This is a genomic window from Aeromonas sp. FDAARGOS 1419, assembly GCF_019047045.1.
In the GTDB taxonomy this organism is placed as follows: domain Bacteria; phylum Pseudomonadota; class Gammaproteobacteria; order Enterobacterales; family Aeromonadaceae; genus Aeromonas; species Aeromonas veronii.
Genome location: NZ_CP077209.1, coordinates 492,386 through 516,617 on the forward strand (window position 1 = coordinate 492,386; position 24,232 = coordinate 516,617).

Consider the following 24,232-nt stretch of genomic DNA (forward strand, 5'->3'; position numbering starts at 1 on the left):
CATGAGCGGGATGATATTGAGTGTACAGCCTCAGGCGCCGGTCAGTTTCTCGCGAAAGACAAAAAAGACCGCACCGAGAATGCAGAGCCCTGCCCAGAGATAGTCCCATTTCAGATCTTCCTTGAGATAGAAGATAGAGAAGGGGACGAATACGGTGAGTGTGATCACTTCTTGCAAGATTTTCAGCTGGCCCACGCTCATCACGGTGTGACCGATGCGGTTGGCGGGCACTTGCAGCAGGTATTCGAACAGGGCGATCCCCCAGCTCACCAGGGCGGCAATGATCCAGGGTTTGTGGTTCATGCTCTTGAGGTGAGCGTACCAGGCGAAGGTCATAAAGACGTTGCTGCAGAGCAGCAGACCGATACTGGTGAAAATCGGGTTCATAGGGTTCTCCTTGAAAATCCGGCGCATTTTATCCCTGAACCACGGGTTTTCATACGTGGTGCGGGAGGGTATTTTTAACCAACAGGATAAGCCGTGCGAGGTATGCGACGGGATGGGCAAGTTATGCGGGATAGTGTTGTTACTGTTATTTGCCATGCCGGTGCGTGCGGCCCCGACGCTGACGGTGGCCACCGATCTGTGGCCGCCATTTCGCATCCTGCAAGCGGATGGCCGGTTGCAGGGGCTCGACATGGACATCCTACGCCGGTTGCAACAGGCGAGCGGCATTGAGTTGCAGGTACGGCGGATGCCGTGGGGCAGGGCGCTCAAGCAGATGCAGACCGGCCAGGTCGATCTGATGATTGGCCTCGCCTATACCGCCGAGCGGGCGCAGTTCATCGACTATCTGCAGCCTGCCTACTACCAGTGCTGGCCCGCGTTTTATGGTCAGCCGGTCAATGTGGCCCGGATCCACCAATACCGCGATCTGCAGGGGGTGAAGGTGGGCTATGTGCTCAACTCCGCCTACTTTGAGCCCTTCAGCAGTGACAGCCGCCTCGACAAGCACGGAGTACCCACCGAAGATCAGCTGCTGCGCATGGTGCAGCGCGGTCACCTGCCGCTGATGATTGGCACTGACTGTCAGGTGGACTATGCCCTGAGTCAGGGAAATGCCAGCCGGATAGGCAAGGCGGACTACCGCCCCGCCACGCCGGTGACCCTCTATCTGGGAATGAGCAAGCACTCACCTCACCAGTCGCTGCGCCAGCCCTTGCTGGTGGCGCTGCAAAATCTGGTGGCCAGCGGCGAGATAAGGGTGATGGCCAAGCGTTACCAGCCTTGACCTTGGGTGGCAAGCCACTGTTATCATGCCCTTTTCCTGCTTCCCCCCGGCGCTGCGACAGGGCCGGGGATGAAGCCTTGTTATTCGGGGATCATCCTTGTACCTCTCCCTTATCGCCCGCCAGCAGCGCTGGCAGCGGCGCTGGCTCTGTGGCCTGACGCTGCTGACCCTGCTGCTGTTTCTCTTCTCCCTCGTCTGGGGCGAGTTTGTGCTGCTGCCCTGGCATCCCCTTGGCGATCTCGAACTGCGCATCCTGCTGGAGCTGCGTCTGCCGCGTGCCTTGCTGGCCCTATTGGCTGGCGCAGCCCTTGCTTGTGGCGGCGCCGTGTTGCAGGTGATGCTGCACAACCCGGTGGCCGAACCCGGGCTGCTTGGTGTCTCGAGCGGGGCTGGCCTTGCCGCCATGGTGGCGATGGCGGTGGCCAAGTCCCTCGGCCTCTATCTGCCCGGCTGGGGGCTGTCGCTGGCGGCCTTTGGTGGCGCCCTGCTGGTGACCATGCTGCTCATTCGGCTGGCTCGCCGGGCGCGTCTCGGCCATGCCCGCTTGCTGTTGTTTGGCGTCGCTATCGGTATTCTTACCAATGCCGCCATGACCTGGTTGATGTACTTTGCCGACGATGGTTCCTTGCGTGAATTCATGTTCTGGATGATGGGTAGCCTCTCTTACGGCAGCCAGCAGTTTGCCTGGTGGTGGCTGGTGCTGCCGCTCACCCTGGGCTGGCTCTGCTGGCAGGGCAAGGCGCTGCAACAGTTGCTGCTGGGGGAGACTCAGGCCCGCCTGATGGGGATGGATGTCGACAGGATGCGGGTGCGGTTGGTGCTGGCGGTCTGTCTGCTGACCGGTGTGGCGGTGTCGTTGTGTGGTGTCATCGGTTTTGTCGGGTTGGTGGTGCCCCATCTGCTGCGGCTCTGCGGTGGCTGCGATCAGCGCTTTCTGCTGCCTGCCTCGGCGCTTGGCGGCGGGGCCCTGCTGCTGGCGGCCGATCTGGTTGCTCGATCCACCCTGAGCGCGGGGGAGTTGCCTATCGGCGTCATCACCGCCTCGGTGGGGGCGCCGCTCTTTATCTACCTGCTATTGAGGCAAACTGCCGATGGTGCTGCATGAATATCTGCATGATTTGGTCGGGGCGCGCAGTCTCCTTATTTACCCGTTGTTGAGGCAAGATGCCGATGTCACCCGCTGATCCCATGCCGGTTTCTTCTCGTGCTGCTGCGCCGCTGCTGGAAGCACGCGCACTCGCCATTGCCGGACGGCTCTCTCCCCTCGATCTTCGCTGGCATGGCGGCCAGCTGGTGGCGCTGCTTGGACCCAATGGCAGTGGCAAGTCGACCCTGCTCGGGGCGCTGGCGGGGATTTTACCCGCCGATGGCACAGTGCTGCTGGGGGGGGAAGTGCTTACTGACCTGAGTTGGCCCGAGCTTGCCAAACGGCGCGCCATGCTGCCCCAACGTCAGCCCCAGCTGTTTCATATTCCGGTGTTTCAGGTATTGAGCCTGGGGCTTGATGAGATGGTTGCACCTGCCAGACAGAACGAGGCGATAAATGCATTGTGCGAGGCATTGGAGCTGGAAGCTTTGCTGGCCCGGGACTTCAGCCGGTTGTCGGGGGGCGAGCAGCAGCGGGTGCTGATTGCCCGCACCCTGCTGCAGGTGTGGCCGAGCCTCAATCCGACCGGCAAGGTGCTGCTGCTGGACGAGCCGCTGGCGGGGCTCGACCTGCATCACCAGCTGGCGCTATTGCGGTTGCTGAAAACCCTGGCCGCTCAGGGCTTGCTGGTGGTGCTCGCCATCCACGATATCAATCTGGCCATCGACTGGGCCGACCGCATTCTCTGCCTGCAAGGGGGCGCGGTGGTGCGCGAAGGGGGTGTCGAGCTGGTGGATGAGGCGCTGCTGGCGCAGGTATTCCAGATCCGCACCGACCGCATCGAAGCTGCGGGGCGCGTGTGGTTTATGCCCAGTTTGTAAGTAGGGTGTACAGGAAAGAGGGCGCATGTAGGGTCGATTAGCGAAGCGTAATCGGCCGACGGCAAGAAGAAGGGGCCGGTATCAAAAATACTGGCCCCTTTGGTTTTATTCGCAGTTCAAGCCTGTTTGCTCAGGCGCACCTGCGCCGCCTCTGCCAGCATCGCCAGCAGGGTTTCGGTGTCGCTCCATGACAGGCAGGCATCGGTGATGCTCTGGCCGAAGGTGGCGGCGCAGCCGTTCTCCACATCCTGACGCCCTTCCACCAGGAAGCTCTCGGCCATGATGCCGGCGATGCCGGTACGGCCGCGGCGCAGTTGATCGCAGATATCTTGCGCCACCAGCAGCTGACGGCGGTGATCCTTCATGCTGTTGCCGTGGCTGAAATCGACCACCAGACGCTCCGGCAGGCCCACATCGGCCAACGCTTCACAGGCTTCATCGACACTGGCGGTGTCGTAGTTGGGTCGGTGGCCGCCACGCAGGATCACATGACCAAAGGGGTTACCGGCGGTGCGGTAGATGGTCATCTTGCCGTCCTTGTCCGGCGAATAGAAGATGTGGCTGTGACGGGCGGCGCGCACCGCATCGATGGCGATGCGGGTATTGCCGTCGGTGCCGTTTTTGAAGCCGACCGGGCAGGAGAGGGCCGAAGCCATCTCGCGGTGTACCTGGGATTCAGTGGTACGTGCGCCGATGGCGCCCCAGGTGATGAGGTCGGCAATATACTGGCCGGTCACCATATCGAGGAATTCGGTGGCAGTGGGCATGCCGATCTCGTTGATGTCGACCAGCAGTTTGCGCGCCAGTTTCAGCCCTTCGTTGACATCGAAGCTGCCATCGAGGCGCGGATCGTTGATCAGCCCTTTCCAGCCGACGATGGTGCGCGGCTTCTCGAAATAGGTGCGCATCACGATGCAGAGGCTCTCTTTATACTGCTCGCGCAGGGCGTTGAGGCGCTGGGCATACTCGCGAGCAGCAGCGGGATCATGGATAGAGCAGGGGCCGACAATGACCAGCAGGCGCTGATCGTCTCCGGCCAGAATGGCTTCCACTTCGCGACGGGCATCCAGCAGATTCTGGGCAATGGTATCGGTGATCGGAAACGCGTGTGCAAGCTCGCTCGGAGTGATCAGTGACTCCAGGCGACGGGTGCGCAATTCATCTGTGTGAATGGACATACAACTCAAGTCTCGAGTGGGTGGTGTCAGCCGCAAGGGGCGAAAAAGCAAAGAGATAAAATAAAGCAAAAGTCCCCTGATTGAAACCTTGGGGGGCTCTGATAGGATGTGAGGCCAAAATCGATTCCAAATGAGGTAGATAGCGTGGCAAAGCCAGGGGCAACCGGGGTCACCCGCATCATCAACGCAACCGGTTACAGCATGAAGGGGCTCAAGTCAGCCTGGATTAACGAGGCGGCTTTTCGGCAGGAGCTGATGCTGATCCTGTTGCTGATGCCGCTGGCCTTCTGGCTGGGGGATTCCCTCAACCAGATCCTGCTGCTTATCGTCATCAGCTGGCTGGTGGTGATCGTCGAGATCCTCAACTCTGCCATTGAAGCTGTGGTAGACAGGGTTGGCTCCGAGCATCATGAGCTCTCCGGTCGCGCCAAGGATTTGGGCTCCGCCGCCGTCTTTATCGCGCTGGCCCTGAACGCCCTGGTATGGGGGGCGCTGGTGGGCCGCAACCTGTTGGGGTGGTGGTAAGCCACTACGCTGCCTTTAGGTTCTGCTGTCTAGTCCTGAAATAGGTTTACACATTTTCAACTAGCATTTCTCTACTCAGAACCCCCTATGTACCGCATCGGGGGTTCTGTATTTCAACGCATGATGCGGCCGCTCCTCGTTGTAAATATCCACAGCTTCACGCACCATTTCCCGCGCTTGCGTCAAATCCTGCGGGCTTTGCAACAATAACTCTCCTTTCAAAATCCCGTTCACCCGCTCCGCCAACGCATTCTGGTAACAGTCATACCCATCCGTCATCGAGCATTTCACCCCGTACCGTTCATGTAATGACTGATACAGTCCCGAGCAATACTGCACGCCGCGGTCTGAGTGATGGATGAGTTCACCGTCGCCACGCCGTTGCTTCAGTGCTTTCTTGAACGCCATCGCCACCGACTCCGCGTGCATCCCTTCGTGCACGTGATGGCCCACTATCTTGCGTGAGTAGGCATCCGTCATCAGGCTCAGGTACAGCGGCCCGCTCCTGGCTGGCAGATAGGTGATATCTGCGACCCAGACCTGCTCCGGGGCCACCGGAGTGACCTGCTCTTGCCCCGCCTTGAGCAAGTTGGGATGACGGTAGAAACGGTGAAAACTGTGGGTGGTCTTGTGATACGCACGCCTGGGCAGCACCAGCAGGCGGTGCTCGGTCAATATCCGAAACAGCCTGTCCCGCCCGACCTTGAGCCCGTCATCATCCTGACCCTGCAGCAGATAATGCAGCTTGCGGGTGCCGACCCGCGGTTGTCGCAGTCGAACCTGACGCACGAAGCGCACCACCTGCAATCCCTGTGCATGGCGCTCGTCGGCGACCCGATTGCGCTTGTAGTAAGCCTGCCGGCTTATCCCCAGAAACAGGCAAGCCCTGACGATGGTCAGCTTCTCGACTTGCCGCTGCGAGAGGACTTGCCGGGTCGCTTTTTTACGATGGAGACGCCGTAGTCATTCTTCAGTACATCGACGACGGCCTCAAAGAACTGGGCCTTCTGGCTCATCAGCGCCAGCTGTTGCTCAAGTTCCTTGATGCGCTGTTCGGGCGTCTGGTTGTCGGGGTCAGGCATGGTGATGCTCCTGCCGGCGCGCACAGAAGCCCCCTGGCTCCAATCTTGCCGACCATGTTTACGCAACCATACCAGAACGGTGGAGCGGCCCTGAATGCCATAACGCACCTGAGCCTGTTTGTAGGTGAGCTCGCCTTTTTCAATCTGCTCGACCAGTGCCAGTTTAAAAGTCAGCGAGTAATCGCGCTGTGTCCGTTTCACACCTTGTCCCATCGGGTTCTCCATTTATTGGGGGGAAAGGTGTAAACCATATTCAGGACGGGACATGCTTCATAAAAAAGCCCGTCATCACGACGGGCTTTTTGCTGCGCAGATAAGGGTCTATCAGTGGAGGATGCGGGCGCGGATGGTGCCGTTGATCTCCTTGAGTTTGGCGAGCGCCTTCTCGCTGTGCTCGGTCTCCACGTCGATCACCACGTAACCGATATGGCTGCTGGTCTGCAGGTATTGACCGGCGATGTTGATCCCCTCTTCGGCGAAGATCTGGTTGATCTGGTTCATCACGCCCGGCTGGTTGCGGTGAATGTGCAGCAGGCGGCTGGAGCCCTTGTGGCCCGGCAGCGACACTTCCGGGAAGTTGACGGCGGAGAGGGTGGAGCCGTTGTCGGAGTATTTGACCAGCTTGTTGGCTACTTCCAGCCCGATGTTCTCCTGCGCCTCATGGGTGGTGCCACCGATGTGCGGGGTCAGGATCACGTTCTCCAGCCCACGCAGCGGGCTTTGGAACTCCTCGTCATTGGACTTGGGCTCGACCGGGAAGACGTCGATGGCGGCGCCGGCGATATGGCCGCTCTTGATGACGTCAGCCAGCGCATCGATATCCACCACGGTACCGCGGGCGGCGTTGATGAAGATGGCGCCCGGTTTCATCATCCGCAGCTGCTCGGCACCGATCATGTTCTTGGTGGAGGCGGTCTCCGGCACGTGCAGGCTGATGACGTCAGACATATTGAGCAGCTCGACCATGCTCGGCACCTGAATGGCGTTGCCCAGCGAGAGCTTGTTCTCGATATCGTAGTAATAAACCTTCATGCCGATGCTCTCGGCGATGATGCCAAGCTGGGTACCGATGTGGCCGTAGCCGATGATGCCGAGCTTCTTGCCGCGCGCTTCCACCGAGCGATTGGCCAGTTTTTCCCACACGCCGCGATGGCACTTGGCGTTCTTCTCGGGGATGCCGCGCAGCAGCAGCAGGATCTCGCCCAGTACCAGCTCGGCGACCGAACGGGTGTTGGAGAAGGGGGCGTTGAAGACCGGAATACCGCGGATCTGGGCCGCTTCCAGCTCGACCTGGTTGGTACCGATGCAGAAGCAGCCGATGGCGACCAGCTTGTTGGCGGCGTCGAGGACTTTCTCGGTGATCTGGGTGCGGGAGCGCAGCCCGATGAAATGGACGTCGCGGATCTGCTCGATCAGCTCCTCTTCGGAGAGCGAGGTCTTGAGATACTCCACACTGGTGTAACCTGCGGCACGAAAGGTCTCTACGGTGTTGGGGTGAACCCCCTCCAGCAGCAGAACCTTGATTTTATCCTTGTCCAACGAAAACTTGGCAGTCATGACGATCCCTCTGTATGTGCAAACGTAAGTGCAGATTTGGTGTGCGAAGAAAACCGTAAAGTAGCAAAAACGTTTGGGAGAGGGAATATTTGTGACGAAAGTCAAATTCTTTGAAGTTATCAACGAATGTTGTAAACATCCGTATGCAACTTGTTGAGGGATAAATAAAAACGGCGCCATCAGGCGCCGTCATTTATTCACAGTGCAATGTTTGGGTCATATCCCATCCCGGGGCTCAATCAACGCCGCTGCTGCGTCAGAGGTTGCAGAGTGGCGCTGGCGAGGGAGGGAGGATGCCGCTGCACTGTGCTACCGGTGTCGGGATTACTGGGTAATCACGCCGTCCGGCGTACCGATCAGGACAACATCGGCGCCGCGCGCGGCGAACAGGCCGTTGGTGACCACACCAACAATGGCGTTCAGTCGTACTTCCAGCGCCTTGGCGTCGGTAATGGCCATGCCTTTCACATCCAGAATGTGGTTGCCGTTGTCGGTGACCACGCCTTCACGCCACACCGGGTTGCCACCCAGTTTGCGAATTTCGCGGGCCACGTATTCGCGGGCCATCGGGATCACTTCCACCGGCAGCGGGAACTGGCCCAGCACGTCGACGGTCTTGGTGTTGTCGATGATGCAGATGAACTTGTCAGCGACGGCGGCAACAATCTTCTCGCGGGTCAGGGCTGCGCCACCGCCCTTGATCATGTCGCGGGTTGCGTTGATCTCGTCGGCGCCATCCACATAGACGGAGAGGGCGTCGATCTCGTTGAGATCATATACGGTGATGCCGAAGCCCTTGAGGCGCTCGGTAGAGGCCACGGAGCTGGATACCGCCCCCTTGATCTCGTCCTTCATGGTCGCCAGCGCGTCGATAAAGTGGTTGACGGTAGAGCCGGTGCCCACCCCGACGATGGTGCCGGGAACCACATACTTGAGCGCAGCCCAACCGGCCGCCTTCTTCATTTCATCTTGAGTCATGATCGTTCCTTAAGAAAAAAGCGGGCGCATTATATCCAACCCGGTACCCCGTCGCGACCTTGTTGCTCACGTTCCGGGGCAAAAAGAGGGACTTTGTAAATCGTTTGCCTGTTTATTCTGCGTTTGCGCGCACAAAGCAGGGGCTGCCTGCCAAAAACAGCTTATTCAAAGCGCCAGCAGTGGCTCGGGGTGATGATCTGGGGCAACGGCACATCCCACTCCTCTTGCGGGACCGCATCCACCTGCTGGCAGTCGTGGGCAATGCCGAGCGGCTTGGGGCCCAGCTTGTGCTCATGCCAGATGGCGAGAGTGCGATCGTAGTAGCCGCCCCCCATGCCAAGACGATTGCCCTGGGCATCGAAGGCGACCAGCGGGGTGCAGATAAGATCGAGCGTGCTGTGGGGCACCACCTGCAGGATATCCAGCTCCGGCTCTTCGATGCCGTAGCGGTTGCGTACCATGGGGCTGGTGGCGGTATAGCGCAAAAAGAGCAGGTGACCCGGGGTAAAGGGGTGGAGCACCGGCAGGTAGACCTCTTTGTGCTGGGCCCACAGCCAATGGATGGTGGGCAATGGATTGATCTCCCCGTCATTGGCCAGATAGAGGGCAATGCGTTTGGCGGCGAGGATCTCGGGGTGTTGCTTGAACTGGGCCAGCAGCTGTTGGGCCGCCAATTGCTGCTCGGCCGGACTCAGATTTTTGCGGCGTTGACGAACCAGTTGGCGCAGGGATTGACGTTCGGGTTGGGACTCATGCATGGGGAACCTCTGGTATAGCTGCGCATCGATGGCTTGAACGCGCTCTACCTTAGCACATTCACTCTTGACGTTAAGGGGGACAGGGAAACCCCGCCCCGGACGGCTGATGCCCGGAACGGTGGGATAAATGCTGGCTGATCCGTTAGTGAGTCAACAAGGGCCAGGGTGTGGCCCCTGTTGACAGCATGTCGGCGCGCCAGCGTCTGGTCTGTTACTTGTCAGCTTTGCCGCGCATCTGGTGCTTCACAAACACTGCAATGAGTGCCGCTACCGCGAGCGCCATCGGGTAGAAACTCATGCTCACCACCGCCAACGGCGACATGGCAAAGATGGATCCCAGCAGCAGCGCCTGTGCGCCCCAGGGGATCAGACCCTGTACCACGCAGGAGAAAATATCGAGCATGGAGGCGGCGCGGCGCGGGGTGACACCGTGGTGTTCGGCCAGATCCCGGGCCACCTTGCTCGCAACGATAATGGCGACGGTATTGTTGGCAGTGCAGAGGTTGGTGAGGCTCACCACCCCGGCGATGCCGAGCTCGGCCGCTTTCTCGTTCTGTTCACCATTGTGCTCGCGAGTGAAACGGGCAATCAGGGCGCTGATGCGATCGCTTATCCAGGCCAGACCACCCTGACGTTCCATCAGGGCGCCGAGACCGCCGATCAGCATGGAGAGCAGGAAGATCTCCTGCATGCCGGTAAAGCCCTGATAGATATCCTTGCTGAACTGACCGATGGCGTAGCCGTTGATCATGCCCACCACTCCGGCGGCCAGAATACCGATCCCCAGCACCACAAACACATTCACTCCGGCGAGCGCCAGCCCCAGGATCAGCAGATAAGGCATCACCTTGAACAACTCGATGGCGCTGCCGCTGGCAGGGGATTCACCCACTGAGCCCAGGGTCAGATAGAGCAGGATCACCGCGATGGCAGCTGGGGCCGCAATCTTGAAGTTTTCGCGGAACTTGTCCTTCATCTCGCACCCCTGGCTGCGGGTGGCCGCAATGGTGGTGTCGGAGATGATGGAGAGGTTATCGCCAAACATGGCGCCGGAGAGAATGGTGCCTGCCATCAGTACCGGATCGATACCGGCCGCCTGCGCCACGCCCAGCGCGACCGGCGCCACGGCACCTATGGTGCCCATGGAGGTGCCCATGGCGGTAGCAATAAAGGCAGAGATGAGGAACAGCCCGGGCAACAGCGCCCAGCCAGGGATGAGCGACAGGCCCAGCGCCACAGTAGCATCAACGCCGCCGGTGGCCTTGGCCACGCTGGCAAAGGCGCCCGCCAGCAGATAGATAAGGCACATCGCCATGATATTGCTGTGGCCGACCCCCTTGAAGAAGGTCTCCAGATTGCTGTTGAAGCTCTCTTTGCCAAGCAGCAGGGCGAGCATCACCGCAGGCAGGGCAGCAACCGGAGCGGGCAGCTGATAGAAGGCGAATTCGACCCCCTGCAGGGTCAGCCAGGTACCGGTACCGATAAAGAGTGCGAGAAAAACCAGAAGTGGCAACAAGGCCCTGGCACTGGGTTGAGTCTGGATCATGTGTTCCTCTGAAATTGAACAATGACCTCCTGTCATAAACTGCTTTGTACCTGTATCGGATAGGGATAGGGGGAAAACAGGGCGGGCATCCTGCCGCATTGGGGTGCCCACAGTAGTGAGTCAACCTCGCTTGGTCAAGATAGACGTCCAGATGGATAGGTGTTTTTGTTTGATGATTCTGGTGTTATTGAGATATCCAAAGAATATTCGGAAAAAGAAGTTGGCGCTGTTTATTGTTCATTGCTGTTCTGACGCAGTCCACGGGTATCTGGGGGTATCGCGTGCCTTTAATAAGGAAAGAGGTAAACGATAAGATCTCTGCATGCCATCTTGGGGATTTCTCCCGCTGCCAAACGTCAGCTGCACCTCTCTCTATCTCTACGTGAGCATGGTGCGGATATTTCCAGAACGCGTGGACACAAGACCTGGGCTGTGTGGTTACTGTGTCAATTTCTCCACCGCCTGAACGGCTGTTGTGATGGCGTCCTGTTCCAGCGTCAGCGGAATGTGGCCAACTCCGGGCAGCAGGGTGACAGGCCAGGAGATGCCGAGACGTCTTAACTCAGGTTCAAGTTGATCTGTTTGGAAGGCTTCGTCATTTGCACCCGCGATCACGGCGCAGGGGCGTTGCACATTGCGCAAATTCTGCTGGTAGTCACGCTCCGGCTGAAAGTTCGAAGCAAGGTTGAAGGAGTAGGAGGGGGTCAGCAGGGATTTCGCCTCATCATTAAGGGCAAAGTTCAGCACGGTCAGATGGTTGAGTGCGGAAATATGGAAACCGTTGAGGATGCTCAGGGCGATGAGGCGAGGCAAGCCGACACGCACCCAGCCACCGCTGTTGGGCCGGTAGTTGGCGGCGGTGGGGCCGAGATAGGGGGAGAGCAGCAGATAGCTCTCGAACAGGGTTTGTCGCGTGCTGCCAGCAACGCGCAGCACAAAGCCACCCCCTGACGAGAAGCCGACGAGTGTTGCAGGCTTGCCGGGGGCCACCGACTTGATGAAATCTTCCAGATCGTCTTCAAGCTGGCCAATGTAGGCAATGGTGCCTTTGTCGCCCGATGCGCCATGGCCGCGAATATCGAGGGAGTAGGCGTCATATCCCGCTTGCGAAAAGGCGTTCGCCATCTTGTGCATGCTCTGACTGCTGGCAGAAGAGCCGTGAACCAGTACCACGCTGCCCTTGACCTTGTTGTTCTCTCCGTGCTCTTTTGCGCCATAGTGCCGATAGGCCAGCTGCGTGCCGTCACGCGCCGGGTATCTTGAGAGGGGTGGCATGTTGCTCCAGCCACTCCCCTTGAAAGGGTCGTTGATGCTGGCCATCGCCGATGCCGAGCTCGGCCCACCAAACAGCAGAGCCGCGGCCAGTATGACAAGGGTCAGTGATATCAACCCCACAGCAAACAGAAATCCTGCGCTCATCCTTGCACCTCGTTTGATATCGACACGGGCGTTGCCCTGATTTTGCTTATGCTGGCATTTCACTCGTTCGAACCTATCAGATGGCACCCGGTCTGCCAAATGATGGAGTGAGACGATGAAAAACGGCCTGTGACCAAAAGGAAGTTCTTGGCCAGCCAGTGTGCGCTGCCGTTGGCGAGCGCAGCAAGGCGTGGTGGCATCATGGCTTTTCAAACCCGGCGCGGGCTGGTAAAACGGTCTCTTTCCATAATTAAAAGAGATGAGAGGGTGGAGATGGACAATCCGATCCGTGTGGCCGTGATGGGCTGTAATGGTCGTATGGGCAAGGTGCTGCTGGAGGCCATCACCAACACCGATGGCGTAGTGGTCGGTGCCGCGCTGGAGCGGCCGGGTTCGGCGGTGATCGGCCTTGATGCCGGTGAGCTCAATGGGCTGGGCCATCTGGGCGTGGCCATCAGCGATAGTCTGGACAAGGTGCGCGATGAGTTTGATCTCATCATCGACTTCACCCGCCCCGAGGTGACCCTTGCCAATCTGGCCTTTGCGCTGGCCCACCACAAGCAGATGGTGATTGGCACCACCGGTTTTGACGATGCAGGCAAGGCTGCTCTGAAAGAGGCTGGCAAGCAGATCGGTATCGTGTTCGCCTCCAACTACTCGGTCGGGGTCAACCTGGTGTTCAAGCTGCTGGAGCAGGCCGCCAAGGTGATGGGGGATTACACCGACATCGAGATCATCGAGGGCCACCATCGCCACAAGGTGGATGCGCCATCCGGTACTGCGCTCTCCATGGGGGAAGTGGTCGCCAAAACCCTGGGCCGGGATCTCAAGGAGTGCGCCGTCTATGGTCGCGAGGGGATCACTGGCGAGCGGGATCGCAACACTATCGGCTTTGCCACCATTCGCGCCGGCGATCTGGTGGGGGAGCATACCGTCATGTTTGCCGATATCGGAGAGCGGGTGGAGATCAGCCACAAGGCCTCCAGTCGCCTGACCTTCGCCAACGGTGCTGTGCGGGCGGGCAAGTGGCTTGGTCAGCAGGGTGCCGGTCTTTATGACATGCAGGATGTGCTCAATCTCAAGTGATGTCTCTGAGCGGCACTTTCGTACTACTGCTATCCAGTGAAAAACCCCGGCTTGCCGGGGTTTTTGCTGTCAGTCAGCCAGAGTTTGTGTAAAAAGACACGCTGCCTGCAATTTTTAACTGAACGCCTTATAAATCACACTATTGCGTTATCCGCCAGATTTCCCCTTCCTGAATGTCATCACCAGGTAACAGATTTGAGCATCTTTATGGCGGATAAAGCCATTTTTTTACACGGGCTGAAAAAGACTAAAAATTCAAATGAGGAAAAACGTTTTCCATTTTTCATGTTCAATCTTGTCATCATAAAAGCGTTAAATTTGTCATTAATGTTTTTTGTGTAAAAAATAAATGCCATTGTTTTAATTGCTTTTTTTGTTTGTTTTTGTCGTTATCGCTGGCTTGGTGGCATCTTTTGATGGTGGTTTTTCCTTTTCTTTCGCGGGAGGGGGTTGCAAAGCGATTAAGTGCATAGATAATGGGTAATGTTACTTTTTTATTGAATTTAGATGCATTTCATCTGAGAAAAGACGTTGAAATGCCACTTTTTTTAAGTAGAATGCGCCCAATTTGCCAGAAATCTGCCGGGTTCGAGTCCTGTCCAAGACCGGAACCGAGCCCGCAACACCCAGGTAAATTGCTGAATTTAAAGCTAAATAACTGGAGGTTGTCTTGAATCACACTGCATTGCTAGTGCTGGAAGATGGAACTGTGTTCAAAGGCGTGTCGATAGGCGCCGAGGGATGTTCCGTTGGTGAAGTGGTTTTCAATACGTCGATGACGGGCTATCAGGAAATCCTCACCGATCCCTCTTATTCCCGTCAGATAGTCACCCTCACTTACCCCCATATAGGCAACACCGGCACCAACAGCGAAGATGAAGAGTCCAGTCAGATCCATGCTCAGGGATTGATCATCCGGGACCTTCCGATACTTGCCTCCAATTTCCGCAATCAGCAATCCCTCTCCGAATACCTCAAGTCTCACAACATCGTTGGCATCGCCGACATCGACACCCGCAAACTGACCCGCATCCTGCGCGAGAAAGGCGCTCAGGCTGGCTGCATTCTGGCCGGGAAACAGGTCGATGAAGCCTATGCTCTCGAACAGGCCCGCGCCTTCCCCGGTCTGAAGGGGATGGATCTGGCCAAAGAGGTGACGGTTGGTGAGGCGTACAACTGGACCGAAGGGAGCTGGCAGCTTGGCAAGGGGCACGTCACCCCGGATGCCGACCAGCTGAAATACCACGTGGTAGCCTATGACTTTGGCGTCAAGCGCAACATCCTGCGGATGCTGGTTGACCGTGGCTGCCGCCTGACCGTGGTGCCTGCCAAGACCCCGGCCGCCGAGGTACTGGCTATGAACCCGGATGGCATCTTCCTCTCCAACGGCCCCGGCGACCCCGAGCCGTGCGACTACGCCATCGAGGCCATCAAGGCTTTCCTTAATACCAACACGCCGGTGTTTGGTATCTGTCTGGGTCACCAGCTGCTGGGTCTGGCCTCCGGTGCCAAGACCGTCAAGATGAAGTTTGGCCACCACGGCGCCAACCATCCGGTGAAGAGCCTTGATGACAACACAGTGATGATCACCGCCCAGAACCACGGCTTTGCGGTAGACGAGAACAGCCTGCCGGATTGCCTGCGCGCCACCCACGTCTCCCTGTTCGATGGTTCCCTGCAAGGTATCCATCGCACCGACCGTCCGGCCTTCAGCTTCCAGGGGCACCCCGAAGCGAGCCCGGGCCCACACGACTGTGCCGGTCTTTTTGACCACTTTATTGAATTGATTAAGCAGTATCGCGCCTAAGAAATAGAGGAAAGAGTTTCATGCCAAAACGTAATGACCTTCAGAGCATCCTGATCCTCGGCGCCGGCCCCATCGTCATCGGCCAAGCCTGCGAATTTGACTACTCCGGCGCCCAGGCGTGCAAAGCCCTGCGCGAGGAGGGCTACCGCGTCATTCTGGTCAACTCCAACCCGGCCACCATCATGACCGACCCGGAGATGGCAGACGCCACCTACATCGAGCCCATCACCTGGGAAGTGGTGCGCGAAATCATCAAGAAAGAGCGCCCGGACGCCATCCTGCCCACCATGGGCGGCCAGACTGCGCTCAACTGCGCACTGGCGCTGGAGAAGCACGGCGTGCTGGCCGAGTTCGGTGTCGAGATGATCGGTGCCACCGCCGACGCCATCGACAAGGCCGAAGATCGCTCCCGTTTTGACAAGGCGATGCGCAGCATTGGCCTCGAGTGCCCGCGTGCCGGTATCGCCCACAACATGGAAGAGGCGTGGGGCGTGCAGCAGATGGTCGGCTTCCCCTGCATCATCCGTCCCTCCTTTACCATGGGTGGCTCCGGTGGCGGCATCGCCTACAACACCGAAGAGTTCGTCGAGATCTGCGAGCGCGGTCTGGACTTGTCGCCGACCAAAGAGCTGCTCATCGACGAGTCGCTGATCGGCTGGAAAGAGTACGAGATGGAAGTGGTGCGGGATCGCAACGACAACTGCATCATCGTCTGCGCCATCGAAAACTTCGACCCCATGGGTATCCACACCGGTGACTCCATCACGGTCGCGCCAGCCCAGACGCTGACCGACAAGGAGTACCAGCTGATGCGCAACGCCTCCATGGCGGTGCTGCGCGAAATCGGCGTCGAAACCGGCGGCTCCAACGTCCAGTTCGGTATCAACCCGAAAGATGGCCGCATGGTCATCATCGAGATGAACCCGCGGGTGTCGCGCTCCTCTGCGCTGGCCTCCAAGGCGACCGGTTTCCCCATCGCCAAGATCGCCGCCAAGCTCGCCATCGGTTACACCCTCGACGAGCTGATGAACGACATCACCGGCGGCCGTACTCCGGCCTCCTTCGAGCCGGCCATCGACTACGTGGTCACCAAGGTGCCGCGCTTCAACTTTGAAAAATTCGCCGGTGCCAACGACCGTCTGACCACCCAGATGAAGTCGGTCGGTGAAGTGATGGCCATCGGCCGCAACTTCCAGGAGTCCCTGCACAAGGCGCTGCGCAGCCTCGAAACCGGCAAAACCGGCTTCGACCCCATGGTTGACCTCAATGCCCCGGACTCCCTGACCCGCATCCGTCACGAGCTGCAGGACGCCGGTAGTGACCGTATCTTCTATATCGCCGATGCATTCCGCGCCGGTCTCTCCATGGACGGCATCTTCAAGCTGACCAAGATTGACCCCTGGTTCTTGGTACAGATTGAAGACCTGGTGAAGCTGGAAGAAGAGGTGAAAGAGCGCGGCATGGCCGGTCTCGATGCCGACTTCCTGCGCGCCCTCAAGCGCAAGGGCTTTGCCGATGCCCGTCTGGCCAAGATCCTCGGTGTGGCCGAAGGGGAAGTGCGCAAACTGCGCGCCCGCCACAACATCTTCCCGGTCTACAAGCGGGTAGATACCTGCGCCGCCGAGTTCGCCACCAACACCGCCTACATGTACTCCAGCTATGACGAGGAGTGCGAAGCTGCCCCGAGCAGCCGCGACAAGATCATGATCATCGGCGGCGGCCCGAACCGTATCGGTCAGGGTATCGAGTTCGACTACTGCTGCGTGCACGCGGCGCTAGCCCTGCGCGAAGATGGTTACGAGACCATCATGGTCAACTGCAACCCGGAGACCGTCTCCACCGACTACGACACCTCGGATCGTCTCTACTTCGAGCCGGTGACCCTGGAAGATGTGCTGGAAATCGTGCGCATCGAAAAACCCAAGGGCGTCATCGTTCAGTACGGTGGCCAGACCCCGCTGAAACTGGCCCGTGCACTGGAAGCCAACGGCGTGCCGATTATCGGTACCAGCCCGGATGCCATCGACCGCGCCGAAGACCGTGAGCGCTTCCAGTCTGCTGTCGAGCGCCTCGGCCTCAAGCAGCCGGAAAACGGCACCGTCATCGCGCTGGAGCAGGCCGTGCTGCTGGCCGAGCGCATTACCTACCCGCTGGTGGTTCGCCCCTCCTACGTGCTGGGTGGCCGCGCCATGGAAATCGTCTACGACGAGCAGGATTTGCGTCGCTACTTCGCCGAGGCGGTAAGCGTCTCCAACGAATCGCCGGTACTGCTGGATCGCTTCCTGGACGATGCGACCGAGCTGGACGTGGATGCCATCTGCGACGGCACCGATGTAGTCATCGGCGGCATCATGGAGCACATCGAGCAGGCCGGTATCCACTCCGGTGACTCCGGTTGCTCCCTGCCGCCCTACACCTTGTCCAAGAAGATTCAGGACGAGATCCGCGAGCAGGTGCGCAAGTTGGCGCTGGAGCTCGGCGTTATCGGCCTGATGAACGTGCAGTTCGCGGTCAAGGGCAATGACATCTACCTCATCGAGGTGAACCCGCGTGCCGCCCGTACCGTGCCGTTTGTCTCCAAGGCGACCGGTGCCCCGCTGGCCAAGATTGCCGCCCGTGTGATGGCCGGTCAGTCGCTGCAAGAACAGGGCTTCACCAAAGAGATCATCCCACCCTACTACTCGGTGAAAGAGGTGGTACTGCCGTTCGCCAAGTTCCCGGGGGTTGACCCGCTGCTGGGGCCAGAGATGCGCTCCACCGGTGAGGTGATGGGGGTGGGCAGCAGCTTTGCCGAGGCTTATGCCAAGGCGCAGCTGGGTGCCAACCACGCCGTACCGAAAGAGGGCCGTGCTCTCTTGTCAGTGCGTCACAGCGACAAGGCACAGGTGGTCGATTTGGCCGCCAAGCTGCTGGAGCTGGGTTACGAGCTCGACGCCACCCACGGCACCGCTGTCGCGCTGGGCGAGGCGAGCATCAACCCGCGTCTGGTCAACAAGGTGCACGAAGGTCGCCCGCACATTCTCGACCGCATCAAGAATGGCGAGTACACCTACATCGTCAACACCGCCGAAGGGCGGGTGGCGATCCAGGACTCCAAGCAGCTGCGTCGCGCCGCCTTGCAGAACAAGGTGGCGTATACCACCACCATGAATGAGGCGTTTGCCACCTGCATGGCCATCAGCGTGGATGCCACCGCCAACGTCAACTCGGTGCAGGAGTTGCACCAGAAGGTGAAAAACCGCTAAGAGTTTGCAGCGGGCATCAGCCCGACTTGCCAGACGACCAACCCCCGCCAGCGATGGCGGGGGTTTCTTTTTATCTGTCGCTAAGCGTTCGGTTCGGGCCAGGTGAGCCATTGAGGAAGGTTATGAGTTCCGCATCGCAGACAACGGATGGCGCGTGGGGTGGTAAAAGCTGGCAAGGTGAGGGGATGCTGCGAGCGCGGGTTTCAACTGCAGCAGGCAATCCTCTACAATGGCCCCACTTTGCTTGTCAGTGCAGTGCCAGCGGCGCTGCCTGTAGGGCCTACAAAAAATGGACATGCTTATGACCGCTTTGCCTTCCTGCCGTCTTCTTGCCTTCTGCTCCGCCTTGCTGCTGGCCGGTTGTGCCAGTGATCCCGCCTCCGCGCCAGCCAAAGAGGCGAGCGTGAGCAACCCCAAAACGCCGCCTGCCATGCAGCCGCGCAAACCGGCGGATATGAAGAGCCGCATCGTGCGCTTCTTGCCCCGTCAGGTGCCTGACAAACAGGGGTGGGCTAACGACGTGGTGACGGCGCTCACCACCCAGGGGGTGACGGTCAATGATCACAATGTCTGTAGCGTGCTGGCGGTGGCGGAGCAGGAAGCCACTTATCAGGCGGACCCCGTGGTGCCGGGCCTTGGCAAGATCGCCTGGAAAGAGATCAACTCACGGGCAGCCAAGCTGCTGATCCCCGAATTTATGGTGCGGGCCGCGCTATCCATCAACTCGCCCACCGGCAAGAGCTACGCCGAGCGGATCGACAAGTTGCGTACCGAGCGGGAGATGAGTGAAATCTTCGAAGATATGACCAGCATGCTGCCGATGGGCAAGACGCTGTTTGGCAACCTCAACCCGGTGCATACCGGTGGCCCGATGCAGGTGAGCATCGCCTTTGCCGAGGCCAACGCCCGTGGCTACCCCTATCCAATCAAGGATTCCATCCGCCACGAAGTCTTTACCCGTCGCGGCGGCATCTGGTTTGGCACCAAACATATCTTCGGTTATCCCGTTGACTACCCGGATACCCTCTACCGCTTTGCCGACTTCAACGCCGGCTGGTATGCCAGTCGCAATGCCGCCTTTCAGGCCGCCGTCAGCCGTTTGAGTGGCAAAACTCTGGCGCTGGACGGGGATCTGATCCGCTATGACTCGGATCTGCCGGGCAATACCGAGCTTGCCGTCTACACCCTCGCCAACCGGGTCAATATGAGCAAACAAGCGATCCACCAGAGCCTTCGCAAAGGGGATACCGCCGAATTTGCCGAGACCGATCTCTACCATCGCATCTTTACCCTGGCCGACAAGCAAGCGGGCAAGCGATTGCCCCGCGCCATCCTGCCCGGCATACAGCTAAAGAGCCCGAAAATCACCCGCAACCTCACCACCGCCTGGTTTGCCAAGCGGGTGGATGACCGAGAACAGCGCTGCGTGCGGCAGATGGCGACGATTAGGTAGGACTGGGTTTGCTTCGAGACTAGTTGCAAAGCGGGTTGCCATCGTTAATGGCAACCCGCACGCTTAATCGCCCCTTCCAATGGAGATCTTTGGCTCGCATCCAGTCATGAACGGTGGCGGCTCCTTCCGAGTGGCATGAGTTGTTACTACTTTTGCAGGATTAGCCGTGTTGGCGGCGGTCGTTGGCCTGGGCCAGTAGCATGCGGCTTTCACGCAGGAACTGGTCGGCATGCTCGCCGAAGAAACCGGAGACTTGCGAGAAGGCATCGATGAAACCGTCTCTGTCCCCTCGTTCCAGCAGCCCCAGCGCTTCGCCGAAGTTTTGGTAGTAGCGACGGATCATCGCCAGATTCTGCGGTGACGACAAAATGATGTCGGCATAGAGGTGGGGATCCTGAGCGAACAGCCGCCCCACCATGGCGAGCTCCAGCCGGTAGATGGGGGAGCTCAAACTCAGCAGGCGATCCAGATTGGCCTGCTCCCGGGAGAGGTGCCAGCCATAGGCAAAGGTGGCGAAGTGACGCAGTGCCTGAATGAGGGTCATCGCCTCATCGTGGGCCTTGGCTTCTACCTGTTGCAAGCGGGCGCCCCAGATGGTCATCTGATCCAGCAGCCATTGGCTGGCGGCGGGGTCACGACCCTGGCAGCAGACGATCACCTGCTTGGCGAGACTCGCCACATCCGGCCCGAACATGGGGTGCAGTCCCAGTACCGGCCCTTGGTGCACCGCCAGCATATGTTCGAGCGGCGCCGCTTTCACGCTGGTGACATCGACCAGCAGGCAGTGGGCGGGCAGGTTGCCGAGGCGGTCGATGAGCTGGCAGGTGATATCGATGGGCACCGCCACCATCACCAGACCGGCTCCGGCGAGGATTTCGTCAGCGCGCGGCCAGTCGGCTTGTTCCAGCGTCTCGACCCGATAGCCTGAGAGGCTGAACATATGGCCGAACAAGCGGCCAAGCTGGCCCTGACCGCCGATGATGACCACCTTGCCAAGATCCGGCTTTATGCATTTGAAGCCGGTATCTTTCTCGCTGGCATAAGATTCACGCATCACCCGGCGCAGCACGTCTTCGATGAGATCGCCGGGCACCCCCAACTGCTCAGCCTCGGCGCGGCGGCGGGCCAGCATGCTCGCTTCCCGATCCGGTGCATAGATGGGCAGGCCGTGGCGGCTCTTTACCTCACCCACTTCTCCCACCAGGGCCAGACGGGCGGCCAGCAGATCGATCAGCTGCTTGTCCACCGCATCTATCTTGTCCCTGAGTACATTCAACTCTTCAGCCATATCCAGTCCCTGCTGGCGCCGCGAGCGGCGCCCTGAAAATCAAGATGCAACAAGGTATCACGGCATGAGCGGCCAGATGCCACCTGCGGTGATACCCAGATTGTTCAATAGGTTACGACAAGATACCACGGCTTACCGTGCAGTTCTGCCCTTGAGGGGGTCAGCCAGCTGGTTGTGGCAGCGGGCGAGCAGGGTAGCGGTGGTGTCCCAGTCGATGCAGGCATCTGTGATGGAGACCCCGTAGCGCATCTGCTCCTTGGGCTGCTCGCTGGACTGGTTTCCCTCGAACAGGTTGGATTCGAGCATCACCCCGATGATGGAGCGGTTGCCCTCCTGGATCTGGTGGATGACGTTGTCGGCCACCTTGGGCTGCAAACGGTGATCCTTGCTGGAGTTGCCGTGGCTGCAATCCACCACAAGGCTCGGCAGCAGGCCCGCTTTCTCCAGCGCCTCTTCCGCCAGCGACACGTTGACCGAGTCATAGTTGGGATGTTTGCCGCCGCGCAGGATCACGTGGCCATCCGGGTTGCCCTGGGTCTGCAGCAGCGCAACCTGGCCCTGCTGGTTGATCCCCATAAAGGCGTGAGGGGAGGAGGCCGCCTGCAGCGCATTGATGGCAGTCCCCAGGTTGCCGTCGGTGCCGTTCTTGAAGCCGACCGGCATGGAGAGGCCGGACGCCATCTCCCTGTGGGTCTGGGATTCGGTGGTGCGGGCGCCGATGGCTGACCAGGAGAAGAGCTCCGCCAGGTATTGCGGGCTGATGGGGTCGAGCGCTTCGGTGGCCAGCGGCAACTCCAGCTCCGCCAGCCAGCAGAGCAGCTCGCGGGCACGGTGCAGCCCCAGCTCCACATCGAAGGTGCCATCCAGATTGGGGTCGTTGATAAAGCCTTTCCAGCCGACCGTGGTGCGCGGTTTCTCAAAGTAGACCCGCATGACAATGTAGAGAGAGTCCTGGTAGGCATCATGCAGCGCTTTGAGTCTGGTTGCGTACTCTTTGGCGGCGTCCATATCGTGGATGGAGCAGGGACCACAGATCACCAACAGCCGGTGATCGCGGCGGTGAATGATGTCGGCGATGGTATTGCGGGCCCCTTGCACGAATGCCAGCGCCTTGTCGGAGATGGGTAACTTCTCCTTGAGCTGGGCAGGCGTGATCATCACTTGTTCGGACTGGATATGGATGTTGTTCAGGGGGTCTCTTTGCATGATTTCATTCTCTCTACTGTATTAAGCCAAAAGCGATTGTACCCATATATTTACACTGGTACCTGCTTTGTTACGCAACCGCCCTCACCTTACCAAGGAAAAACAAACAATCAAGTGAAACTAGTGGGTTTACCACTAAAAAGTCAGATAAAGGAGCTGCTATATAGCGCGAACAGGAATAATACAGAGGGTTTTTCGGAGGGTTAATGGTTTTTTGTGTAATTTAATGTTTACGATTTGAGGGTGTGAAGGCTGCGTTGCGCAGCTGTTAACCCACAGTAAATGGTATCTCTGGGAGACTGCAACGCGATGGCAGTGATGGTGTGAGGTGGCTATCTGGTCAGCCATAGAAAGAGGGAGCCATAATGGCTCCCTTTGCGGTAGGAAGGGGGATCCCGTCTGGCTGCGGATCAGCGCTTTTGTTTTCCCTGCAGCTCTTTGTTCAGGCGAGTGAGCATCCCCTGGGTGACCAGCACTATGCCCTGCTCGGAGCGGTGGAAGCGACGTGCATCTTCATCGGCGTTTTCACCTATCACTGTGCCTTCCGGCAGTTTGCACCCCTTGTCGATCACCACCCGGCGCAGTCGGCAACCGGCACCAATCTCCACACCCGGGAAGATAACGGCCTGATCCAGAGTGCAGAAGGAGTCGACCCGCACATTGGTAAAGAGCACCGAACTCAGGATGAAAGAGCCACTGACGATGGTGCCCCCGGCAAACATGGAGTTGATGGTCATGCCGTGCTGGCCGTTTCGGTCCTGCACGAACTTGGCGGGAGGAGTCATGTTCTGACTGGTCCAGATGGGCCAGTCCTGATCGTAGATATCCAGCTCAGGCGTGACGGAAGCGAGATCCATATTGGCCTCCCAGAAGGAGTCCACGGTGCCCACATCGCGCCAGTAGGGGCGGCGATCCGGACAGCAGCCGACACAGGACATGCCAAACGGGTGAGCGAATGCGGTGCCCTCTTTCACCACGCGGGGGATCACGTCCATGCCGAAATCGTGATGGGACTGCTCGTTGGCAATGTCCTCTTCCAGCAACTGATAGAGATACTCGGCATCGAAGATATAGACGCCCATTGAGGCCAGCGCGGTGTCGGCCTTGCCCGGCATGGCGGGCGGGTTAGCAGGCTTTTCGACGAAGGCATTGATCTTGCGATCATCATCCACCGCCATTACCCCGAAGGCGCTTGCTTCACTGCGTGGCACCTCGATGCAGGCAACGGTCACCTTGGCGCCCATATTGACGTGGTCGAGCAGCATGGCGGCGTAATCCATCTTGTAGATGTGATCGCCTGCCAGCACCACCACATATTTGGGGGCGTGATCGCGGATGATATCCAGATTCTGGTAGACCGCATCGGCGGTACCCCGATACCAGTTCACCTCATCCACCCGCTGCTGGGCAGGGAGCAGATCGATAAACTCGTTCATCTGGTAGCGCAGGAAAGACCAGCCCGATTGGAGATGGCGCAACAGGCTGTGGGATTTGTACTGGGTCACGACACCGACCCGACGGATGCCGGAGTTGATGCAGTTGGAGAGCACGAAATCGATGATGCGGAATTTGCCGCCGAAATGAACGGCAGGTTTTGCACGGTTGTCGGTTAACTGTTTGAGGCGACTACCCCGCCCTCCTGCGAGTACCAAAGCCATGGTCTCGTTCAGCAACTGTCTGGATTTTGCTGTATTGGCAGGTTGTAACAACATCTCATATCCCTTTGTAGATAAATCACTACAATGTTGCCTCCTTTGAGCCCTCAAGAAAGTGCTTTCAGTCACATTTTATGGTTTCCGACGTAATAAAATGACCTTTTTGTTATTAAAAATGACGGGTTGATCCGTCATTGCTTTCAATATGGTCAGTTGTCAATTGAGGCGAGCCGAGCAACAAAAGGGGCGG

Annotated in this window: 19 protein-coding genes; 8 read left to right on the top strand and 11 right to left on the bottom strand. The window is 58.8% G+C overall.

The window, feature by feature from the left end; genetic code table 11:
• Window positions 1-30: 30 nt before the first annotated feature.
• The gene (locus I6L49_RS02145) at window positions 31-387 is read right to left on the bottom strand and encodes a DMT family protein (RefSeq protein ID WP_005337656.1); all 357 of its coding nucleotides are present in this window, start codon (window positions 385-387) and stop codon (window positions 31-33) included.
• Between the two features lie 112 nt (window positions 388-499).
• Between I6L49_RS02145 and I6L49_RS02150 the strand changes: the two genes are divergently transcribed.
• The 3 genes from I6L49_RS02150 (at window position 500) to I6L49_RS02160 (ending at window position 3,199) form a co-directional block, all read left to right on the top strand.
• Window positions 500-1,231 carry an ABC transporter substrate-binding protein gene (locus I6L49_RS02150; protein ID WP_216950494.1) on the top strand — a complete coding sequence of 244 codons (732 nt, stop codon included), beginning with the start codon at window positions 500-502 and terminating at the stop codon, window positions 1,229-1,231.
• 97 nt (window positions 1,232-1,328) lie between these two features.
• A complete protein-coding gene (gene btuC, locus I6L49_RS02155; protein WP_216950495.1) occupies window positions 1,329-2,336 on the top strand; it encodes a vitamin B12 ABC transporter permease BtuC in 1,008 nt (335 codons plus the stop codon).
• Between the two features lie 65 nt (window positions 2,337-2,401).
• Window positions 2,402-3,199, top strand: a complete 798-nt coding sequence (locus I6L49_RS02160) for an ATP-binding cassette domain-containing protein (RefSeq protein WP_216951571.1) — start codon at window positions 2,402-2,404, stop codon at window positions 3,197-3,199.
• A 116-nt stretch (window positions 3,200-3,315) separates the two neighbouring features.
• Here I6L49_RS02160 and I6L49_RS02165 read toward each other — a convergent pair whose 3' ends face one another.
• Window positions 3,316-4,377 carry a 3-deoxy-7-phosphoheptulonate synthase gene (locus I6L49_RS02165; RefSeq protein ID WP_064336455.1) on the bottom strand — a complete coding sequence of 354 codons (1,062 nt, stop codon included), beginning with the start codon at window positions 4,375-4,377 and terminating at the stop codon, window positions 3,316-3,318.
• 144 nt (window positions 4,378-4,521) lie between these two features.
• Between I6L49_RS02165 and I6L49_RS02170 the strand changes: the two genes are divergently transcribed.
• Window positions 4,522-4,902, top strand: coding sequence for a diacylglycerol kinase (locus I6L49_RS02170; protein ID WP_005337641.1), 381 nt, complete (start codon window positions 4,522-4,524; stop codon window positions 4,900-4,902).
• Between the two features lie 75 nt (window positions 4,903-4,977).
• Here I6L49_RS02170 and I6L49_RS02175 read toward each other — a convergent pair.
• The 6 genes from I6L49_RS02175 to I6L49_RS02200 form a co-directional block, all read right to left on the bottom strand.
• Window positions 4,978-6,197 (bottom strand): IS3 family transposase gene (locus tag I6L49_RS02175; RefSeq protein WP_216950496.1). Its coding sequence is split into 2 segments (ribosomal slippage): window positions 4,978-5,849 and window positions 5,849-6,197, totalling 1,221 coding nucleotides; the frame shifts between segments, so codons are not numbered across the junction.
• 111 nt (window positions 6,198-6,308) lie between these two features.
• Window positions 6,309-7,541, bottom strand: coding sequence for a phosphoglycerate dehydrogenase (serA, locus tag I6L49_RS02180; protein WP_005337639.1), 1,233 nt, complete (start codon window positions 7,539-7,541; stop codon window positions 6,309-6,311).
• A gap of 324 nt (window positions 7,542-7,865) precedes the next feature.
• Complete coding sequence (rpiA, locus tag I6L49_RS02185) at window positions 7,866-8,519, bottom strand: ribose-5-phosphate isomerase RpiA (protein ID WP_005353106.1); 654 nt, start codon at window positions 8,517-8,519, stop codon at window positions 7,866-7,868.
• Window positions 8,520-8,680: 161 nt separating this feature from the next.
• A complete protein-coding gene (locus I6L49_RS02190) occupies window positions 8,681-9,277 on the bottom strand; it encodes a 5-formyltetrahydrofolate cyclo-ligase (RefSeq protein WP_058059524.1) in 597 nt (198 codons plus the stop codon).
• A gap of 211 nt (window positions 9,278-9,488) precedes the next feature.
• A complete protein-coding gene (locus I6L49_RS02195; protein WP_216950497.1) occupies window positions 9,489-10,823 on the bottom strand; it encodes a Na+/H+ antiporter NhaC family protein in 1,335 nt (444 codons plus the stop codon).
• A 438-nt stretch (window positions 10,824-11,261) separates the two neighbouring features.
• A complete protein-coding gene (locus tag I6L49_RS02200; protein WP_216950498.1) occupies window positions 11,262-12,242 on the bottom strand; it encodes an alpha/beta hydrolase in 981 nt (326 codons plus the stop codon).
• Between the two features lie 273 nt (window positions 12,243-12,515).
• Between I6L49_RS02200 and dapB the strand changes: the two genes are divergently transcribed.
• From dapB to I6L49_RS02220, 4 genes are all read left to right on the top strand, one after another.
• Window positions 12,516-13,328 carry a 4-hydroxy-tetrahydrodipicolinate reductase gene (gene dapB / locus I6L49_RS02205; protein ID WP_005347132.1) on the top strand — a complete coding sequence of 271 codons (813 nt, stop codon included), beginning with the start codon at window positions 12,516-12,518 and terminating at the stop codon, window positions 13,326-13,328.
• Window positions 13,329-13,998: 670 nt separating this feature from the next.
• Window positions 13,999-15,135, top strand: a complete 1,137-nt coding sequence (carA, locus tag I6L49_RS02210; protein ID WP_005337628.1) for a glutamine-hydrolyzing carbamoyl-phosphate synthase small subunit — start codon at window positions 13,999-14,001, stop codon at window positions 15,133-15,135.
• Window positions 15,136-15,155: 20 nt separating this feature from the next.
• A complete protein-coding gene (carB, locus tag I6L49_RS02215) occupies window positions 15,156-18,380 on the top strand; it encodes a carbamoyl-phosphate synthase large subunit (RefSeq protein WP_216950499.1) in 3,225 nt (1,074 codons plus the stop codon).
• 301 nt (window positions 18,381-18,681) lie between these two features.
• Window positions 18,682-19,833 carry a DUF1615 domain-containing protein gene (locus tag I6L49_RS02220; RefSeq protein ID WP_216950500.1) on the top strand — a complete coding sequence of 384 codons (1,152 nt, stop codon included), beginning with the start codon at window positions 18,682-18,684 and terminating at the stop codon, window positions 19,831-19,833.
• A 160-nt stretch (window positions 19,834-19,993) separates the two neighbouring features.
• Here the strand turns inward: I6L49_RS02220 and tyrA are convergent, their stop codons facing one another.
• From tyrA to glgC, 3 genes are all read right to left on the bottom strand, one after another.
• On the bottom strand, window positions 19,994-21,121 hold the full coding sequence (gene tyrA / locus I6L49_RS02225) for a bifunctional chorismate mutase/prephenate dehydrogenase (protein ID WP_216950501.1): 1,128 nt from the start codon (window positions 21,119-21,121) through the stop codon (window positions 19,994-19,996).
• Window positions 21,122-21,253: 132 nt separating this feature from the next.
• Complete coding sequence (locus I6L49_RS02230) at window positions 21,254-22,327, bottom strand: 3-deoxy-7-phosphoheptulonate synthase (protein ID WP_021231016.1); 1,074 nt, start codon at window positions 22,325-22,327, stop codon at window positions 21,254-21,256.
• A 410-nt stretch (window positions 22,328-22,737) separates the two neighbouring features.
• Window positions 22,738-24,039, bottom strand: a complete 1,302-nt coding sequence (glgC, locus tag I6L49_RS02235; RefSeq protein WP_005334047.1) for a glucose-1-phosphate adenylyltransferase — start codon at window positions 24,037-24,039, stop codon at window positions 22,738-22,740.
• Window positions 24,040-24,232 lie beyond the last annotated feature (193 nt).

Excerpts from the sequence above, each read along its gene's own strand:
- I6L49_RS02145 (WP_005337656.1), bottom strand. The coding sequence starts at position 387 with ATGAACCCGATTTTCACCAGTATCGGTCTGCTGCTCTGCAGCAACGTC.
- I6L49_RS02150 (WP_216950494.1), top strand. The coding sequence starts at position 500 with ATGGGCAAGTTATGCGGGATAGTGTTGTTACTGTTATTTGCCATGCCG.
- I6L49_RS02160 (WP_216951571.1), top strand. The coding sequence starts at position 2,402 with ATGTCACCCGCTGATCCCATGCCGGTTTCTTCTCGTGCTGCTGCGCCG.
- I6L49_RS02165 (WP_064336455.1), bottom strand. The coding sequence starts at position 4,377 with ATGTCCATTCACACAGATGAATTGCGCACCCGTCGCCTGGAGTCACTG.
- serA (WP_005337639.1), bottom strand. The coding sequence starts at position 7,541 with ATGACTGCCAAGTTTTCGTTGGACAAGGATAAAATCAAGGTTCTGCTG.
- rpiA (WP_005353106.1), bottom strand. The coding sequence starts at position 8,519 with ATGACTCAAGATGAAATGAAGAAGGCGGCCGGTTGGGCTGCGCTCAAG.
- I6L49_RS02190 (WP_058059524.1), bottom strand. The coding sequence starts at position 9,277 with ATGCATGAGTCCCAACCCGAACGTCAATCCCTGCGCCAACTGGTTCGT.
- I6L49_RS02195 (WP_216950497.1), bottom strand. The coding sequence starts at position 10,823 with ATGATCCAGACTCAACCCAGTGCCAGGGCCTTGTTGCCACTTCTGGTT.
- I6L49_RS02200 (WP_216950498.1), bottom strand. The coding sequence starts at position 12,242 with ATGAGCGCAGGATTTCTGTTTGCTGTGGGGTTGATATCACTGACCCTT.
- dapB (WP_005347132.1), top strand. The coding sequence starts at position 12,516 with ATGGACAATCCGATCCGTGTGGCCGTGATGGGCTGTAATGGTCGTATG.
- carB (WP_216950499.1), top strand. The coding sequence starts at position 15,156 with ATGCCAAAACGTAATGACCTTCAGAGCATCCTGATCCTCGGCGCCGGC.
- I6L49_RS02220 (WP_216950500.1), top strand. The coding sequence starts at position 18,682 with ATGACCGCTTTGCCTTCCTGCCGTCTTCTTGCCTTCTGCTCCGCCTTG.
- tyrA (WP_216950501.1), bottom strand. The coding sequence starts at position 21,121 with ATGGCTGAAGAGTTGAATGTACTCAGGGACAAGATAGATGCGGTGGAC.
- I6L49_RS02230 (WP_021231016.1), bottom strand. The coding sequence starts at position 22,327 with ATGCAAAGAGACCCCCTGAACAACATCCATATCCAGTCCGAACAAGTG.
- glgC (WP_005334047.1), bottom strand. The coding sequence starts at position 24,039 with ATGTTGTTACAACCTGCCAATACAGCAAAATCCAGACAGTTGCTGAAC.